The sequence below is a fragment of the Flavobacterium terrigena genome, from assembly GCF_900108955.1.
GTDB lineage: Bacteria > Bacteroidota > Bacteroidia > Flavobacteriales > Flavobacteriaceae > Flavobacterium > Flavobacterium terrigena.
Genome location: NZ_FNYA01000005.1, coordinates 1 through 19,062 on the forward strand (window position 1 = coordinate 1; position 19,062 = coordinate 19,062).

18 protein-coding genes are annotated in these 19,062 nt (G+C 31.3%); 3 read left to right on the top strand and 15 right to left on the bottom strand.

What is annotated here, in order from left to right; translation table 11 throughout:
* Positions 1–2,567: choice-of-anchor L domain-containing protein (locus BMX42_RS09090; protein WP_177169151.1), on the bottom strand; the 2,567-nt coding region annotated here is incomplete at its 3' end.
* 129 nt (positions 2,568–2,696) lie between these two features.
* Here BMX42_RS09090 and BMX42_RS09095 point away from each other — a divergent pair.
* Positions 2,697–3,593: a NifU family protein gene (locus tag BMX42_RS09095; protein ID WP_091312673.1), complete on the top strand. Its 897-nt coding sequence runs from the start codon at positions 2,697–2,699 to the stop codon at positions 3,591–3,593.
* A 158-nt stretch (positions 3,594–3,751) separates the two neighbouring features.
* Here BMX42_RS09095 and BMX42_RS09100 read toward each other — a convergent pair whose 3' ends face one another.
* Positions 3,752–4,363, bottom strand: a complete 612-nt coding sequence (locus tag BMX42_RS09100; protein ID WP_091312678.1) for a hypothetical protein — start codon at positions 4,361–4,363, stop codon at positions 3,752–3,754.
* Positions 4,364–4,551: 188 nt separating this feature from the next.
* On the opposite strand from BMX42_RS09100, the gene BMX42_RS09105 reads away from it, so the two are divergent.
* Positions 4,552–5,313: a mechanosensitive ion channel family protein gene (locus BMX42_RS09105; protein WP_091312681.1), complete on the top strand. Its 762-nt coding sequence runs from the start codon at positions 4,552–4,554 to the stop codon at positions 5,311–5,313.
* On the opposite strand, the gene tsaB is transcribed toward BMX42_RS09105, so the two are convergent.
* The 3 genes from tsaB to BMX42_RS09120 all read right to left on the bottom strand — a co-directional run bounded on the left by tsaB (position 5,310) and on the right by BMX42_RS09120 (position 8,757).
* Positions 5,310–5,978 carry a tRNA (adenosine(37)-N6)-threonylcarbamoyltransferase complex dimerization subunit type 1 TsaB gene (gene tsaB / locus BMX42_RS09110; RefSeq protein WP_091312685.1) on the bottom strand — a complete coding sequence of 223 codons (669 nt, stop codon included), beginning with the start codon at positions 5,976–5,978 and terminating at the stop codon, positions 5,310–5,312. The two genes, BMX42_RS09105 and tsaB, sit on opposite strands and share 4 nt — an antisense overlap.
* A gap of 81 nt (positions 5,979–6,059) precedes the next feature.
* Positions 6,060–7,385, bottom strand: a complete 1,326-nt coding sequence (locus BMX42_RS09115) for an efflux RND transporter periplasmic adaptor subunit (protein WP_091312688.1) — start codon at positions 7,383–7,385, stop codon at positions 6,060–6,062.
* A 4-nt stretch (positions 7,386–7,389) separates the two neighbouring features.
* The gene (locus tag BMX42_RS09120; RefSeq protein WP_091312690.1) at positions 7,390–8,757 is read right to left on the bottom strand and encodes a TolC family protein; all 1,368 of its coding nucleotides are present in this window, start codon (positions 8,755–8,757) and stop codon (positions 7,390–7,392) included.
* A 159-nt stretch (positions 8,758–8,916) separates the two neighbouring features.
* Here BMX42_RS09120 and BMX42_RS09125 point away from each other — a divergent pair, with 159 nt between their 5' ends.
* Complete coding sequence (locus tag BMX42_RS09125) at positions 8,917–10,308, top strand: DUF4403 family protein (protein ID WP_091312693.1); 1,392 nt, start codon at positions 8,917–8,919, stop codon at positions 10,306–10,308.
* A gap of 70 nt (positions 10,309–10,378) precedes the next feature.
* Here BMX42_RS09125 and BMX42_RS09130 read toward each other — a convergent pair whose 3' ends face one another.
* The 10 genes from BMX42_RS09130 to BMX42_RS09175 form a co-directional block, all read right to left on the bottom strand.
* Complete coding sequence (locus BMX42_RS09130; protein ID WP_245748280.1) at positions 10,379–10,627, bottom strand: hypothetical protein; 249 nt, start codon at positions 10,625–10,627, stop codon at positions 10,379–10,381.
* Positions 10,617–11,198 (bottom strand): DUF420 domain-containing protein, encoded by a 582-nt coding sequence (locus BMX42_RS09135; protein ID WP_091312696.1) that lies wholly within the window; start codon positions 11,196–11,198, stop codon positions 10,617–10,619. The genes BMX42_RS09130 and BMX42_RS09135 overlap by 11 nt, the downstream gene beginning before the upstream one ends.
* 70 nt (positions 11,199–11,268) lie before the next feature.
* Positions 11,269–11,898: an SCO family protein gene (locus BMX42_RS09140; protein ID WP_177169152.1), complete on the bottom strand. Its 630-nt coding sequence runs from the start codon at positions 11,896–11,898 to the stop codon at positions 11,269–11,271.
* A 48-nt stretch (positions 11,899–11,946) separates the two neighbouring features.
* On the bottom strand, positions 11,947–12,642 hold the full coding sequence (locus BMX42_RS09145; protein WP_091312702.1) for a hypothetical protein: 696 nt from the start codon (positions 12,640–12,642) through the stop codon (positions 11,947–11,949).
* Positions 12,643–12,719: 77 nt separating this feature from the next.
* Positions 12,720–13,070, bottom strand: coding sequence for a cytochrome C oxidase subunit IV family protein (locus tag BMX42_RS09150; RefSeq protein WP_091312705.1), 351 nt, complete (start codon positions 13,068–13,070; stop codon positions 12,720–12,722).
* A 22-nt stretch (positions 13,071–13,092) separates the two neighbouring features.
* Entirely contained in the window at positions 13,093–14,073 is a 981-nt protein-coding gene (locus BMX42_RS09155) for a cytochrome c oxidase subunit 3 (protein ID WP_091312707.1), read from the bottom strand.
* Between the two features lie 44 nt (positions 14,074–14,117).
* Positions 14,118–14,702 (bottom strand): cytochrome c oxidase subunit 3, encoded by a 585-nt coding sequence (locus BMX42_RS09160; protein ID WP_091312711.1) that lies wholly within the window; start codon positions 14,700–14,702, stop codon positions 14,118–14,120.
* A 27-nt stretch (positions 14,703–14,729) separates the two neighbouring features.
* Entirely contained in the window at positions 14,730–15,623 is an 894-nt protein-coding gene (cyoE, locus tag BMX42_RS09165; RefSeq protein WP_245748281.1) for a heme o synthase, read from the bottom strand.
* Between the two features lie 144 nt (positions 15,624–15,767).
* The gene (locus tag BMX42_RS09170; protein ID WP_091312716.1) at positions 15,768–17,447 is read right to left on the bottom strand and encodes a S8 family serine peptidase; all 1,680 of its coding nucleotides are present in this window, start codon (positions 17,445–17,447) and stop codon (positions 15,768–15,770) included.
* Between the two features lie 658 nt (positions 17,448–18,105).
* Entirely contained in the window at positions 18,106–18,837 is a 732-nt protein-coding gene (locus BMX42_RS09175) for a hypothetical protein (protein ID WP_091312719.1), read from the bottom strand.
* Positions 18,838–19,062: the final 225 nt, after the last annotated feature.

Here is a 19,062-nt window from a genome sequence, read left to right on the forward strand (position 1 = left end):
GGCGTTCCAATTCCTGTTGCTCCTGTTGTAGTATGAGTAATAGGTGTTAACAAAGTATTCTCACATAATGTTGGAGTTGATGAAGCTGCTGTAACAGTATTAATTGGATTAACAGTAATAGTAACACTTCCTGATGCAGGATTTGTACAACCTGGAGTTCCAGTTGTAGCAATACTTACCAAACTATATGTTGTAGGCACAGTTGGAGATACTGTAACTGTTGCACTTCCTGTCGCCCCTAACAGCACTCCAGGTTGAGTAGTTGTACCATCTGTATATGTAATTGTTGCATTTGGTGTTCCTACAAAATTTAAATTAGTTGAATCACCAATACAAATCGCAGTAGTTCCTGTAAAACTAGTTACAACAGGTTGAGCAACAACATGAAGTTGAAATGATTTACTAGTATCAAAAACAGAACTATCAGAATTTTTTACAGCTCTTATATATATTGTTTGTGGATTTGAAATATTAGGATATGCATTATTAGGTGTAATTGGAAAAGCCCCACTTATTGCATCTGCGCTACTCACATGATAAGATATCGTATAATCAGTACTACTCAAAGAACCTAAAACAGTTGCATTTTGAGATGATAAATCAAAAATCTCTATACCATTGTTACTACTATCGTCACAAAGAAACATGTCTGGTGGCGTTTGCACACCACAAACCGCAGCAATATTAACATTTAATAAACTAAAATCTACAGGACAACTAACACTAGAACTCACAGTATATTGAAGAACATAATTTGCTGGAGCATTATTAGAAGAAATAGTACCCGCAGTTAAATCTACGTTTGCGCCTGAACCAGACACAATTGTCCAAGTTCCACCAGCTTGCTCACCAGTAATATAATCAAACAGATTGAATACAGTTGTATCCGTCATACAGAAATTCAAATCCCCATCTGCACCTGCAATATTTGATTGATTTGCTTGAAGCGAAAACTGAGTAAATTGTTTATTTAATGGCACAGCATTTTCCCAATACCTTACATATATTTCTTCTGGATTTGAAGTAAGTATATAAGCATTCTCTGGAGTAATTGGAGCAGTTCCAGCTACAGCAGAAGGCATATCATGGTGAAAACTAATAGAATATTTTGTAGGATCAAAACCATTAAGTATAATTGGTTTTCTTGTTGTTAAATCGAAAACTGCAGAACTAGGATTTGGGCTACAAACAAGATCATCACAGTTAACAAATTTTAATTTAAACTCCATCACAGAGCGACAAACATTACCTGTTAAAATTATATTAGATACACCTAAAAATATAGATTGATTATCAACACCTGTAAAATTATGCCAAGTTGCAGGCGAAATAACATTTGTATTTGCTATCGCATCTTCTTTTGTATGAAAGAAACCCAATTCTTCATAATCAGAATTATAACCTGGAACTATATTATTAATTTGCATATTTAAATCAAAAGAACCAGTTGCTGTTGCAGGAGTATCTGAACACAAGGTCAATGGTGGCGCTACGTTTAAAACAGGCCCATATTGATACTGAATAGTAATTTCATCTTGAAAAGTACAATTTTGTGCAGGATAAGGTTTAACAATAACTTTTAATATTCCATCGGTGCATGTTGGATTAATAAAATCAAAAACGTTGGAAGTTGTAGAAGTATAAATTAAAGAACCATTAAAGTACCAATCATGTACTGCACCAGGATAATTAGTTGGATTAAAAGGAGTACTAAAATGTAATATTTCACCACAACAAGCCTTACTTGGCCCTACCATGTCACCACCTAAATCTACTCTAGGAACTGAGAAACTACCTTCTTTAAAAAAAACAGCTGAATCAAATGCTGAATCGCCAACATCTGCTAAGGCTAACTTTATATGATAGGTTTGCCCACATTGTACTTCAGATTTAGCCGTTAAAACTGTAGTAAACCCATCATATTGAATGGATGTTCCTCCAGCATTACTTACATAGTAAGAACTATTTAAACCACCGTTAACATTATTAATCGATATTGGCGTTGTAGTATTTGGTATTAAAGCGATATTTTTTGCTCCATTAAATGGACCACTAACACCTGGACCACTTAGAAAGAATCCAAACACATCATTAAAAGTTGAACCAACATATTCTGGATATTCTTCAGAAGCAAAAACATATTCAAATTTAACTTCAGGTCCTAAAGGAATAAAATCGAATTCTAAAATACAAATATTATTTATTGACAAAGGGGTAATCATTGCCAAATCTGGATCACCATTTTGAGGACTTGTTGAAGTTGTAGTACTTCCACTTGCATTATTTGGACCAATAGCACCAGTAGCAGAACCATTTGTCATTAATAACCCACTTGAAAGTCCTAAATTAGTAGGAGTTACACCTGTTGTATAAAACCCTAATTGATTATTTGTAATCAAAGCATTAGGAGCACTTCCATTATATTTCACATTTGAAACCGAAACACCTTGACCAATTAATTTACTTAAAACTAAATCCGCTGGAGAATAAAGCGTATTGTTTACATTTAATTGTGCATTCGTTATCAATGAAAATAATAAAATAAAAGATAAAGTAATTTTTTTCATTTTTATGTTTATTTAGTAGTTGTTTGATTTTGCGTTAACTAATTTAATCTTGTGTTAACAAAATTATAATGTTCAAATATATAACTTTACTTAATGTAATGTTTGTATCTTTGCGAAAAAAGGATCAAAATGGGCAAAATATCGATAAAAATCACAAATAATATTTCAATTGTTAAATTTGAACTAGACGAGTTTATCACTAGAAATCAAAACTTTGAGTTTAAAAACATTGACGAAACCGCTAATTCTCCATTAGCGAAACAGTTATTCTATCTTCCGTTTGTAAAATCGGTTTACATCTCTGGAAATTTCATTGCTGTTGAAAAATTTTCAATTGTGGAATGGGAAGATGTACAAGATGATGTAGCAAAACAAATTGAAGACTTTATTGAAAAAGGCGGTAAAATTATTTTGGAGGAAACTACAACTAAGAAAAATCCAATCACAATTTACGCAGAATCTACACCAAATCCAGCCGTAACTAAGTTTGTAGCGAACAAAAAACTTACAAACACAGCTGTTGAATGTAAGAACATTGACGAAACGAAAGCATCGCCATTAGCTAAAGATTTATTTAGTTTCCCATTCGTAAAAGAAGTATTTATTGATGAAAATTACATTTCAATTACGAAATACGACATTGCAGAATGGAACGAAATTACGTTAGAATTACGTACATTTTTAAAACAATATTTAGAGCAAACCGATGTAGTTGTTGACGAAAGTTTAATTGAAAAAACAGATAACTTCAAAATTAAACAAGAAGAGTTTTTTGATAATTTAGATGTTACTTCACAAGAAATTATCAATATTTTAGAAGAATATGTAAAACCAGCCGTTCAAAGTGATGGTGGAAATATAACTTTTAATTCATACGATGAAACAACTAATGTGGTAAAAGTAACTTTACAAGGTGCTTGTAGCGGTTGCCCTTCATCAACATTCACATTGAAAAATGGTATTGAGAATATGCTACGTCAAATGCTTAGCAACAATACAATTGTTGTGGAAGCAATGAACGGATAATAGTAATTTAAAGTTAAATTAATCAATAAAAATTAGTTAAAAAGCGTTCATAATAATGAGCGCTTTTTTATTTTAGAATATTATATAAAATAAGAGAGCTGTTATAACCCAATACAGCTCTCTTAACATCCTAACCAATCAAAGTATTATAACGAGAGTTAAAATAAGAATTTTACTCCAAGTCTTAAACCACCCACGCTTCTTGAACCTGGATTTAAATCAAATGGATTTGCGTTAAAACTGAAGTCGCTTGTACTATCTCCAACATTTGGATTTCTTGTTGTAGAAGTTACATTTATTAATGAAAATGAAGTCTCAACTGTCATCCATTTGTTAACTATAAAATCAAATCCTGGCGCAACATCTAAACCAACTGTACTCGTTTTATCACTTGACAATTTGTCTTCACCAAAAGTTAATGGTAAAGAAGCCTGTCCGAAAAAGAAAAATTTCCCTCCAATTCCCCAATATTTTCTTACTAATGGTTGAATAATTACAGCAGAAGATTCATCTGTTGTAGCACCACCCAAATTTGTAGTAGTTGTAGAATTAATTACACCTACACCTAAACCTATTGTTGTTGTTGGTGCAATAAAATACCCAACTACTGGAACAATTGTGTTTGATTTTGTTTCACTTACTCCATTATCTGTTGTTGAAAATGCTAATTGACCAGCAACCCAAAAAGTTCCTTCTAATCCCTTGTTTTCTTCTTGCGCGTTTGCGTTAAGTCCTAATAATGCAATACTTGCTAAAAATAATTTTTTCATAATAAGTTTTGTTTTAAAATTATAAGGCAAATTTATTAGCATAAAACAAGAAAAAAACTGACATAAATCATAGTTCAGTTTTTTTATTTGTCAGATTTAATAGCTTTTATTAAAAGCTAGAAGAAATATTTTTTTTCTAAAAGAACACCAATAAAGGGAACACTTCTTTATTTTTGCAAAAAAAAGTTATGGAATTTCAAAACTATTTAGAGACTATAAAAAATCTAATATTCGATTATTCGCCAAAAATTGCCACCGCATTAATTATCTTATTTGGTGGATTATGGTTTACGAGTTTTATTACCAAAACAGCAAAAAAAATAATGATAAAAAGAAACGTTGAAATTACGTTAACTAACTTTTTAGGAAACATTATTTTTTGGACGTTAAGAATAATGCTTTTCATCACTGTAATTTCAAAATTAGGCGTAGAAACTTCTTCTTTTGTGGCTATTTTAGGAGCGGCTGGTTTAGCCGTTGGTTTGTCATTACAAGGCTCATTATCTAATTTTGCTGGTGGAATTTTAATTATTTTATTCAAACCTTTCCGAGTTAGCGATACGATTGAAGTTCAAGGTGAACAAGGAAAAGTTGCCGAAATTTTAATTTTTTCAACCAAAATCATAACTTCAAACAATCAAGTAGTTTACATTCCGAATGGAATTTTATCAAACGGAAAAATCAAAAATTTCAGTCAGTTAAGCACAAGACGTGTAGATATTGAAATTATTACGAATTATACTTCTGACGTTACTGATATTAAAAGTAAAATCGGAAAGATCATTAATCAACATCCATTAGTTTTGAAAGACCCAAAAGCGGATGTGTATATTAATAATTTCACAGAAACTTCCATTCATTTTAGCGCTAGAGTTTGGACAGAAAGCGCACATCACATGCAAGTGAAATCAGATATTTTAGAACAAAGTAAGAGCTTGGTGAGTATTTAGGACTTCTTCGTAAGCATCACAAAATCTTTCAAGTAGAAAGGTTCAAAATATGCCACATCTTCCAATTGGTTGTTTTGGAATTTTTGGAAAGAAACTTGTGCCATTTCGTTAGAAGAAGGAAATTCAATTTCTGGATAATAGTGAAATTTCGCATCTGTTAACACCTCTTTGAATTTCATTGCACCATCACCAATTAAATGCATCGTTTCAGAAATATCTTGATAACTGGTTTCATCAATGACTTCCGCTTTAGTTTCTCCTATTTTATTGTAATTACTATCGAAAAAAGCACAGAAAACTTCCATTCTACGTGCATCAATCATTGGAACGATAATACCATCTGTAATTGAAATTTTTCTCGCTAATAATTCTAAAGTATCAACCGAAATTAACGGAACGGATAAAGCATAACACAAGCCTTTTGCTGCCGAAACGCCAATTCGTAAACCGGTATAAGAACCTGGTCCTTGACTAACAGCTATCGCATTTAAATCTTGTAATTTCAAATGGGTTTCTGCAAAAAGCTCTTCAATAAAAACGTGCAACTTTTCAGCATGAGAAAAATTTTGCGTTGCAATTTCTCTTATCGCTAACGTTTTCCCATCTTTCGCTAATGCAACTGAACAATTTTTAGTCGCAGTTTCTATATTCAGAATTAATGCCATTTTTAATAGTAATTTATTACGCAAAGAAACAAAAAAAGACACAATTGCTTGTGTCTTTTTTAAATCAAAATCAATTCATAACTAACTTTTTTCCTCTTTAGCCTTTTTGTCTTTATCCGATTTTGTTTCCAATCGAACTTTGTCATTAGGCATCAACTCTTTTGATACTAAAGTATAAGGACCAGTAATTATTTCGTCACCTTTTTTCAATCCTGATAAAATTTCAATATTTGTATCGTCTTGAATTCCAGTTTTTACCACTCTAATTTTAGCTTTATCGCCAACTTTAACAAAAACACATTCGAATTTTACATCCTTTTTAGGTGCTTTTCCTTTTTTCTCTGCTTCTTCTTTTTCTAATTCAGCAACTATATCTTTTTTAGTTGAAGTCGTGTCATCTTTAATTACAATCGCACTAATTGGCACTCCTAAAACATTCGTACTTCTTTTTGTTTCAATATCAACTGTAGCCGTCATTCCTGGACGGAAAGGTGAATAACTTACAGGTTTTCCATCTAATAAATCTTGATACGATTCTTTTACTAATCTTACTTTTACTTTAAAATTAGTTACTTGATCTGCAGTTAAACCTGTTGTTGCCGAGTTAGAAATACTCGTAACCACTCCGTCAAATTTTCTTTTTAAATACGCGTCAACTTCAATTTTAGCCGAATCACCAATGCTTACTTTTACGATATCGTTTTCATTTACATCCACTTCAACTTCCATATTGTTTAAGTTGGCAATACGCATCATTTCTGTCCCGGCCATTTGTTGTTGCCCTAAAACTCTTTCTCCTAATTCTACATCTAACTTAGAAATTGTTCCATCTGCTGGCGCGAAAATTGTCGTTCTTTTTAAATTATCACTTGCTTCTGTTACGTTAGCTGATGCAGATTTCATTTGGTAATATGCAGATTGTTTACTCGCAACAGCAACTTCATAAGCTGAAACAATTTTGTCCCATTCTGAACGAGAAATTACACCTTTGTCAAATAATTTTTTATTTCTATCGTAATTCGCTTTTGCTTCTTTTACTTGAGCATCAGCCTGACTTACACCAGCTTTTGAAGTTGATAAAGACGCAACCGTTCTATCTACACCAGAAGTATAAATATCTGGGTTGATTTTCACCAATAATTGTCCTTTTTTAACTTCTTGACCTTCTTTTACATTTAAGGCAATAATTTCACCTGAAACTTCTGGCATAATTTTAATTTCAACTTCTGGTTGAATTTTTCCAGTTGCCGAAACCGTTTCAACAATTGTCATTGTTTCTGCTTTAGAAACTTCAACTACTTTACCGTCGTCGCTATTTCCAATTTTTCCTGATTTTTTCAGAACAATTAATAGTGCAATTACTGCAACTACACTTCCTAAAATGATAAATAATTTCTTTTTTGACATGGTTTTATTGTTTTTCTATAAGTGGAATTCCGAAATAAAATTCTAAAATTTTAATTCTAAAAATATAATCATACTTGGTTCTTAATACTTCTGATTGTGCGTTTACATAAGCCGTTTGAGATTGGTTGTAATCGAAAATATTCATCATACCAATTTCGTATCTGTCTTTTGCATATTGCATAGCTAATTCACGTGCTTTTTCAATTTGTAAAGCCGCTTCATAACTTTCTTTAGCTGCTTTTGTATCGGTATAAGCTGTAAAAACATTACGCTCAATATCTAATTCTTGTTGTGAAACGTTCAGTTTTACTTTTTCATAGTTAACTTTATTTCTTTGCACATTATTTCGAGTGGCAAATCCGTTGAAAATTGGAATATTTAATGACAATCCAATATTTTGTCCGAAATTATTATTCATTTGTTCAAAAAACGGACTGGCTCTGTTGTAGTCAATCTGACCTGTCGATTCATTAAAACTTGGGATTTTATTATAACTAATATTAGAGTTTAAACCGTAATTAACACTCAATGAAGGCTGATAAGCACCTTTAGCAATTTGAACGTCTTTATTTGCAATTTCTAAATTAGCCTTTGCTAATTTCAACTCAGTTCTACTTTCTTTTGCTTTAGCAATTACTGCTTCTGCCGATTCGTTTAAGATAGCTGACAACATAGTCGGCATATCTTCATTTGAAACATCAAAGTTTTGAAAATCTTGAATTTGAAGCAATTGTGCTAAACTTAATTTAGACAACATTAAGGCATTTTCTGCTACAATTTCACGTTGTTTTCCAGATGCCATCGTTGCTTGAATATCTAACAAATCGCCTTTTGGTACATTACCAGCATCTACTAATTCTACCGTTCTGTCATATTGCTTTTTATCCAATATATTTTGTTCTTTTTGGACTTTTAAATTCTCTTTATTGAACAAAATTTGCAAATAGGCATTGGCAACATTTAACGCCACATCTTCTTGCATTTTTGTCAATTGATATTGAGAAGCAATAATTGATAATTTTGCTTTTCTAAATTGATTTACATTTTGTAATCCTTTATAAATATCCATACCACCGTTTAAACCAAAACTAGAAAACTGATTGGTTTGATTGGTTCTATCGTTAGTAATTGGGTTAATACTAAATCCAAAATTCCATCCGTGAGAAGCACTTCCGTTTAAAGTTGGCAAAAAATTACCAATTGCATCTTTTTTAGTAATGGCTGTGGTTTGTAAATCTAATTCCGATTGTTTTATAGAAATATTATTTTTAATCGCGTGATTGATACACTCTTTTAATGTCCATTTTTTTTCTTGGGCAAAAGAAGTAACACTCACAAAAAATAATACAAATACTAGTTGTACTGACTTCATTATTATAATTGTTTTCCTATTTGACCAATTTTTAAAAAAAATGTTACACTTTACAATTAAAATTTTACTTTTATGCCTGAAAAACGCTGAATCTAAAGATTTTTTAAAAACAATATTTTGAATTTCTTAGCGTTGTCATCGTAATATATTTTTAACAACATGAATTTAAAAATTAAAATTTTGCTTTTCGGAATCTTAAATATCGGACTTTTTAGTTGCAGTTCCACTAAAAGAATTGACACGATAAAACCGGAACCAACCGATAATGCACCAATTGTTTATAGCAACAAAACTTCCTTAATTTCCATGCCAATGGAAGTGAGTATGAAAGAAATCGAATACCATTTAAATAAAAACTTAAAAGGTTTAATTTACAACGATTCCATTTTAAATGACGACAAAACCGAAATGAAAATTTGGAAGACATCCGATATTAAATTAGTTGAGAAAAATGGCGAAATTGTTTCTGTAATTCCATTAAAAATTTGGGCTAAGATTAAATACGGAACAGAGTTTATGGGTTTAAACGATACGAGGGAAATTAATTTAAACGGAACGATTACGTTAAACAGTAAAGCCAATTTTGCGAATTGGAAATTAAACACCACTTCTAAAATTGAAGATTTTGAATGGAGCGAAAGTCCAAGTATTCTAGTTTCAGGAAGAAATGTCCCGATTACTTACATTATCAATCCGACGCTATCAATTTTTAAAGGAAAAGTTGCTAAAATGATTGACGAAGCAATTAATAAAAGTTGTGATTTTAAAGAACAAGTTTTACAAGTTTTAGAAACGCTTTCTACTCCATTTATGGCTAATGAAGCTTATGAAACATGGTTTAAATTAGTGCCAACCGAAATTTATAGCACGAATGCGGTTTTGAGTAATTCGAAAATTACCATGAATTTAGGCATGAAATGTCAGATGCAAACTTTAATCGGACAGAAACCTAAAAACGGATTTGATAAAACTAAAATTGTTTCAAAAGCGGTAAGTAAAATCCCATCTGATTTTAACGCTTCTGTTGCAGCGGTTTCTACATACGAAAGTGCAAGCCGAATTATGACGAAGAATTTTTTGGGTCAGGAATTTGGTTCTGGAAAAAGAAAAATCACCGTTCAGAAAGTCGATTTATGGTATAAAGATGGCAAAATGATTATTGCTTTAGACATGTTAGGTTCGGTAAACGGAACTATTTATTTAGCTGGAATTCCGAAATACAATTCGGAAACAAAAGAAATTTATTTTGACGAGTTGGATTATGTTTTAAACACAAAAGGCATTTTGACAAGAACAGCCAATTGGTTGTTACAAGGTATGATTTTAAATAAAATTAAAGAAAGTTGTAAATATTCTATCAAGCCAAATTTAGATGACGGTAAGAAAAACATGTTGCCTTATTTGACGAATTATTCACCAATGAAAGGTGTTTTTGTAAACGGAAAATTGAACGATTTTGTATTTGAGAAAATGGAACTTACTGAAAAAGGAATTGTAGCGTTTATCACTTCTTCTGGAACGATGAAAATTACAATTGACGGAATGGAATAATCTTAGTAAAAAGTGAATAGTAGTTAGTGAATAGCAAAATCCCGTTCCGATAATTCGGAACGGGATTTTTTTATACTGTAGTAACTTTTTCTTTCTTCTTTTGTTTTAATCTATAAACGGCGTAAAAAACACCAGCAACTAAAATGTAAGGTATTGCCATTAAATAAACAATTCCGTCGTTTACACCTTCTGCAGCGGCTTTATTCGCTTCGTTTTGAAGCGAAGCACGACACATAGCGCATTGTCCAATTGAAGCAAAAGGCATAAGGTAAAAGGCAAAAGCTAAAACTATAATTTTATTTGAAACTTTACTTAACATAATATGGAGAAATCATTACATATACTAAAACTCCTGTAATGGCTACATATAACCAAATAGGGAATGTAATTTTTGCTATTTTTTTGTGCTTATCAAATCGTTGTGATAAAGCTTTCACATAAGTAATTAACACTAATGGGATAATAATTACAGAAAGTGCAATGTGTGTAAACAAGATAACTAAATAGCTAGATCTCGTATTCCCAACTGCCAATTTTTCTGTTTCTTCTAAAATTGAATTATGGTTAGCATCACCATACACAGCTGAAATAGATGTCATATGATACGCAACATACATCACTAAAAAAGCTATTGAACAGGCAATTGCCGTTTTCATTAAGTTTTCGTGTAGTTTTCTTTTACCATTTTTAATTGCTAAAACCGCTGCAACCAATAAAACTGCAGTAATTCCGTTTATAGTAGCATAAATTGGAGGCAAGAAATTTAATGGTTCTACATCATAACCTAACTTTCTTAAATTGACTCCAAACAAAGCGGCAACCGCTAATGGAATAATGATTGATACGGCTGTAATTAACTTATTGTATTTTGTTTCTATGTTGTTTTCCATTTTAATAATTGTTTTTTTGGGCACGCAGATAAAACGGATGCTTCGCATCGCGGATTAAACTGATTTAAATTTATTCTTCTAATAATAATTTGATATCTTCTTTGATGGCGTCAATACCTGATTGTTCTAAACCATCATAATATAAAATTGGATTGCCAAATTTGTCTTTTCTACAACGGATATTCCCTTCTTTATCCACTAAAGCGAATAAACCTGAATGTTCAAATCCGCCTTGAACCTTATCATTTTTTCCTGCAAATATATTAAATCCTTTGTTGGCTAAATTCATAATATATTCGTAATCACCAGTTAGGAAATGCCAATTAGAATGTTTTACACCTAATTTTTTCGCGTGTTCTTTTAATGCGTCTGATGTGTCGTTTTCTGGATCAATAGTTATAGAAGCAATTCCGAAATTTAAATCGCCATAAAACTCTTCTTGTAGTTGCAACATGTTTTGATTCATTCTCGGACAAATAGTTGGGCAAGATGAAAAGAAAAACTCTACCACATATACTTTTCCTTCGTAGGTTTTGTTCGATATTTTTTTACCATTTTGATCTGTCAATTCAAACGAAGGCACTTTTTTATCTAGGTTCACTAGACCATTATCTTTGAATTTTTCGGTTAACTCTTTCACTGTCCAGATTCCGAACAATAAAATAATAAATGATATTCCGATGTATGAGTTTTTTTTCATTATATATTTTGTTTTACACTTAACTGAATACTAAAAACTGCTAACTTATTACTTCTTCTTAATTACTTCTTGTTCAATTTTATCCCTGAATTCATCTTTACGTTTGTTCTTTTTTAAAGCTAAACGGTATTCACGAAGTAGAATTTTTACATCATCCGACATTTCGTTGTGTAATTCGGCAGCAGAAATGGTATTGTAACATTCTCTGTATTCTACTTTCCCTTTGATTTTTTGACCTTTTCGTCCACGTACACTTTTTTCTTTATCAATAATGTACACGAAAGAAGTTCCTGATTTATCGTTTAAAGTATTTTTAAAATGGAAAGAATTAAAATAGGTTACGATGTCTTCCGGTTTTCCGAAAAGGAAATGCCAGTTTTTTAGGTCGTTAGACAATCTCCTGAACTCTAACATGATGGCTTTGATTTTTTCTTGATTTCCATCAGGTAAAATCATTACCATTTGAAAATCTTTGAAACCGCCGTATTTATTGTAAATTTTCTGATTCAAGTTGAATAAATTCGCTTTCACTTCTTCGATATCACTTCCAGGAAAGCCTAAAACCGTAATATTTTTATCTAAAGTAATTTTCTCATTGTTTAATGAAACGAATTGACTTGGAATATCAGAGTGGTTTTTTGAAATAATCGGTAGAAAAAGTGAGTTATGAGATGCGGTTGCGAAAAACATATAAGCCACTATAGGCAAGATGAATAGGACTGATAATACTAAATATTTTTTCACTATGATAAGATTAAATTTCGAAAACAAAGGTAAAAAAAAATCCCGACGTTAGTCGGGATTGATTTATATAAATTTTGTTAAAAAATCCATGTATAATAAGAGTTATTAAACACTTCAAAAATATAGTCAGCTTCTACTAAAACGATGAAGCATAAGTATAAAATTAAGAATACTAATGGAGCAACAATAGACCAGCGTAAACTTTTCTTTTCACCTTCTAAGTGCATAAATGCCCACATAATGTAGTATGCCTTAATAACTGTTAAGATGATGAATATCCAGTTAAGGAAACTCATACTTAATAATGTTTCTTTAAATAAGAAGTCTGGTTTAGTAATACCTAAATAAACCTCAACTGTTGTTATGATAGATAAGATTCCGAAAACCGTCCAGATTCTTTTCATGTTAGATTCATGTGCGTGTGCCATAATATTTTCTTTTTACTAAAAATTAAACTAAATAGAAGAATGTAAATACAAACACCCATACTAAATCGACAAAGTGCCAATATAAACCAACTTTCTCAATCATTTCATAACTTTTTCTTCTTTCGTAAGTACCTAATAATACATTAAAGAAAACTAAGATATTAAGCATTACTCCTGAGAATACGTGGAATCCGTGGAATCCAGTAATAAAGAAGAAGAAATCTGCAAATAATTTATGACCGTATTCGTTTCTAATTAAACTTGCACCTTCTACAACAAGAACACCATCGTTTAATTTTTTAACAGACTCTTCACGAGAAAGAACTGTTTTTTCTTTGTCTTTGATAAACTCTGTTCTTACTAAAACTTCAGGATGTGCTGCAAAACCAGCTTTTACTTCTTCAATTGAATAAGTAGGAATAGAAGACTCTTCCATGAACCAAACACCTTTGTCTCTAGTTAATTGCTCTCTTACTTCTGGTAAAGTTGCCGCAAATTCTTCTAATTTCACTCTTGCATATCCGTTCTTTTGAGTTTTATCTACTTTTACGAATTGTAAAATAGATCCTCCAGCAGTTTCAACAGCTCCATACTCACCTTTGATAAAGTTTTTCCATTCCCAAGCTTGTGAACCTAAGAACATAAAACCACCAACGATGGTAAGCAACATGTATACAGCTACTTTTGATTTTTGCAATTTGTGCCCAGCATCAACAGCGATAACCATTGTTACTGATGAAAAGATAAGGATAAACGTCATCAATGCCACATAGTACATTGGTGCGTTTACACCATGTAAGAATGGAAAGTGGGTAAATACCTCATCGGCAATTGGCCAAGTTTCGATAAATTTAAATCTAGAAAATCCGTAAGCAGCGATAAAACCTGAAAAGGTTAAAGCATCTGATACGATGAAGAACCACATCATCATTTTACCGTAAGTGGCTCCCATTGGTCCTGGACCTCCGTCTAAAGCGTGTTCATTATTAACCGTAGCGCTCATAAAATAGTTATTGTTAAAAAGTTCCCAAATTTATTGATTTTTTTCTATTTGAAAAAATAGAAAAATAAAAACAAGTAAACCCAAATAAAATCCATAAAGTGCCAATACATGCCACTTAGCTCAATACCAAGGCATTGCGAGGAATTGTATTTTTGTTTATAATGATTATAAATTACATAAATCAACGAAATCATACCTCCAAACAGGTGAGCAACGTGCACAAACACGAAAGCATACAAAAAAGAGACCGTAACTTTACTTGAAGAACCGAAAGGAACTAACCCTTGATTGAACAATAAATCGAACCCTTTGAATTGAAGATAGACAAACGTTAAACCCAAACCTAAAGTAATTAACAAATATACTGTAGTTAAGGATTGATTATTTGCTTTTATTGCTTTTTTTGCTAAAAAGAAAGTAATACTACTTACTATTAAAACAATTGTACTGTATGTAAAAGTATCAGGGATAGCTAAATCTTTTAACCAATCTGGGCGTTGTTTACTTACTACGAACGCACTTGTTAATCCTGCAAAAATCATAATAATACTAATCATACCGAAGTATAACAACATTTTATATGTTTTTGATTTTTTATCGTAAGCTTCTTGTATTGAAATGCTTTCCATTTTTTAATTTATTTATATTCTATGTGTTTATACAAATTTATCAATCACATAAACAATTTGCAGCAAAGTTATGTAAGTTACGCTAACTAACATCAATCTTTTAGCAGTTTTTGCATCCATGTTTTTATAAAGCTGAACAGCGTGATACATCATCCAACAACCTAATGCGAAAACTATCACTGCTCCAACCACTGATAATTGCAATTTTCCTGTAAAACCAAAAGCTGGCAATACCGAAGCTACAATTAACCAAAAGGTGTATAATATGGTTTGAATAGCGGTTTTCTTGTCGCGTTTACCTGTTGGCAACATAAAGAAACCTGCTTTTTCATAATCTTCAAATAAAAACCAACCGATTGCCCAAAAGTGAGGAAACTGCCAGAAAAACTGAATTAAAAATAACGTTCCCGCTTCAATACCAAAACTTCCTGTAGCAGCTACCCAACCTAACATAAAAGGAATGGCACCTGGAAAAGCTCCAACAAAAACTGATAATGGTGTTAATGTTTTTAATGGCGTGTACAAACTTACATACATAAATATGGAAATCGCACCAAACATAGCAGTTTTTGGGTTGATGGTATATAAAACGACTAATCCTATAAAAGTTAAAACAAAACCAAGAGTTAAAGCTTTGTTGACCGACATTCTACCAGATGGCACAGGACGGTTTTTAGTTCGATCCATTTTCGCATCTAAATCTTTTTCAATAACCTGATTGAAAATATTTGAGGCACCTACCATACAATACCCACCAACGGCTAGTAACAAAAGTGTGGTAATACTAAAAGGATGAGATTCTGAAAAACCCAATAAATAACCAACAATAGAAGAAAAAACCACGCTTATAGCTAAGCCTGCTTTGGTAATTTCTTTAAAATCTAAAAAGATTGATTTTAGGGTTATGGTATTTGTTTCCAAAAGTGAATTTTTAATCGAGGGCAAAGATAGTAAGAAGATGTGAGTTTTGTATACTGAGTTTTATTTTTTTTAATTAATAACCCTCTTAGGATTCAAAACCCTAAGAGGATTATTAATAACTCTATTATCGTGCAAATTCTTTCTTTATGATTTTAACTGACTTACTTTTTCAGCCAACTGCATTGCATTATATACATTTAATACACTTCCAGATTTAGATAATTCCGAAAATTTAACTTTTTTATCAGTCGTTCCCGGAACAATCACCTCCACATCGTATTTCGTACCTGATTCTAAAATAATATCTTTGACTTGCTTCGCAGTTAATTCTGGATAATACAACCAAATTAAGGCCGCTGTTCCAGAAACCATAGGAGAAGAAAGAGAAGTACCACTATCAAATTTATATTTATTATTAGGCATACAAGTATAAATATTATCCCCAGGAGCAAAAATATCTACATTAATTTTACCATAATCTGAAAAAGAACTCACTAAATTTTCATTCACTTTGTTAGTAACAGCTCCTACATTTATAAAATTTGAAACAAATTCTTCTTTTCTTTCATAAGAGTAATCATTTGGAAAAAGCGTGAAAGTATCATCTATAGACATACTATAATTCCCTGCAGAATGAACGATTAAAACATTCTTTTTTTCTGCATATTTAATTGCTTCTTCTACAACATTTTCATGAAGTGAGAGCCACTTACTGAATGACATATTTATAATTTTAGCACCATTATCTACTGCATAATAAATAGCGTTAGCAATATCATAATCGTGTTCATCACCTGAACAAGAAGTAACAACTGGCATAATTTTAATATTATTATGAACACCATTAATTCCAATGTTATTTCCTCGAGTAGCTGCTAATGTTCCTGACACTTCTGTTCCATGCTCATTTATACTTGAGAAACCCTTAATTTTTTCGGAAACATTATTATTACCATATCCTTTTTCAAAAAGACCTTTATAGCCTTTTATGAATTTTCTATCATTATATTCTTCACTTAAATCATTCTTTAGAACCGAATCAAGATCCTTTCTTCGATTTTCAACATCCTCAAATGAAAACATTTGAGTTTCAAAATCAGAAATCATATAGCTTATTAAGGCACCAAAATCTTTATCTTTATCTCTTACACGTTCATGAAATGATTTATCGTTTATCTTTTTTTCTTCGTAGAGTTTTTTCAAATCGGTTAAAGAATAGCTTTTATCTTTAAAATGGCTTTTAAGAGAATCTTCAGCTTGTTTAAAGACACTATATTCAAAATCTATATTATTATACCAATTTTGATAATAGGCAATATGATTTTTCTTTATTTTTTTAGCTCGTTCGTATTGTTTAAATTCATATAAGTCTTCAGCTTTGACATCCTTTTCTGTTTTATTTTCAAATATGGATTTCTTTTCTCTTAGAATCCTTACAAAATCAAAATTAGCCGAAACGTTATACCCTTTATTTTCATGCCCGATAAAGCACCAACCATTAGTATCATCTACGTATCCATTATTATCATCGTCAATATTATTATTGGGAATTTCCTTTTTATTGATCCAAATTTGATTTTTTAAATCTTCATGATTTATATCAATTTGCATATCAATAACTGCAACAATTATTTGCTTTTGCTTAGGTTTCTTTTTGTTTTCAAGATTCCATTTTTCTAAAGATATTCCAGGAATTTTATCGTTTTGATAATCTTTCATGTACCAAGAAACAGAATCATTTGAAACGGTTAATTTGTTAGATGTATTTGTTTTTGTTGTTTTACAGCTAATACACACAACAAATAGAAGTAGTAATTTCTTCATAAATTTATTTTATTCTCAATTTTCAGCCAAAACTACGATTTAGTGAAATTTAATCCTATTGTATATTTATATAATCTGATTTTTTTTAGTTTATTAACCCTCGGAGGGTTTTGAACCCTTCGAGGGTTATTAAAACAAGATAACGTGAATTACGAATTAGCTTTATCGACAGCATAAGACAAAGTATTTACCTTCTTATAAAAACAAGTTTTATAATACCTAAACAAATGATCATAAATTACCGTTTCGTATTCTCTTTGGCGAGAGGTGAATTGACGTTTTACCATCATATAGTTGAAACTTGCATCGATTATTTTTTTTTCGGAAAAATGAAAATTTTCAAATAAAGCAAGAAGATATATAAGTCGGGATAATATAAATCTAAATTAGGATGAGATAAGTCTAAACTAGGAAGCCATAATTCTAAATCGGGAAGATATAATCCTAAACTTGAATAGTATATACCTAAACCGTGAAAATATAATTCTAAATAAGGAAGGGATAATTCAAAACTGGGATAGAATTAATCTAAATCAGGTAGGTGTAATTCTAAATAGGGAAGGTATAATTTATAATTTGGCCGGGAGCTACTTAAATTATTTAAGTTATTTTGTGTTTTTGGGGTTGCCATGTATTTTTGTTTATACTTGTAATTGTATTATAATTTAGGTTTAGTAAATTCTATTCCTTTTACTTGCGCATATTGTGGGCTTGTTGCACCAAATATAGACTTAATGTACTTTTTTACTGCTAGAGCCGTTTCTACTAAACCTGTGTTTGTTGCATAAAGGGTTTCGTTTCTTGCAATTCTAGAATTACTAACATTAGTATATGCAGTAGCAACAGCAGTATTTTTAGCTGTAAGTTCTGTAATTTTAGTTTGAATTGCCTCTACTTTTAATTCGGTTTCGTTTGGTGTGTAACTAGTTTCTGTTTCTAAAACAGCTTTTATACCAAATAAATGTTGAATTAATTGATCATATGATTGTTGACTTGTAGAAATTGTTCTTGGAGCAGGTTCGTTAGGATCGATTTGAGCTTGTGTTGATGATGCTTTTTTACCTTGCAATTTAGTATTGAATGTTTTTGCATTTTTGATTGTTTCGGGGGTTGCATCGGTAGTTTGCAAAGCATTGATTAATCGTGTACCTAATGATTTTATATCACTAAAAGCAATAACTCGTTCATTTACTTTCTTGTTGTAATTTGTGTTTTTTGTAACTACATCTGCCAATTTACCATCAGCATCGGCTTTAAGTTGAATTAGATTTGCTAATTGCAAACTGCTTTTTGATGGATTGTACATTGCCTCATAGCCTGTAACGAATTCGATTAGGTCTTGGAAGTTGGCACTGTTTTTTGCGTGTCCGCTCTCGGATGTTGACGCCATAATTTAAATGTTTTTAATTGTTGTTAATAAAAAATTATGGGTGCGAATGTAAAAAAACAATTGCAATAAATGAAAGATTTTTATTACAAAATATTACAATGAAGTATTACATATTAAGTTTAGGGAATCAGGATTGTCGATATCTTTAGCGTTCCGGCGCTTGGCGAGGTAGCGAACTTCGGAACCGATTATTTTCTGTTAAAGGTAAAATTTCTTGCGAAATGT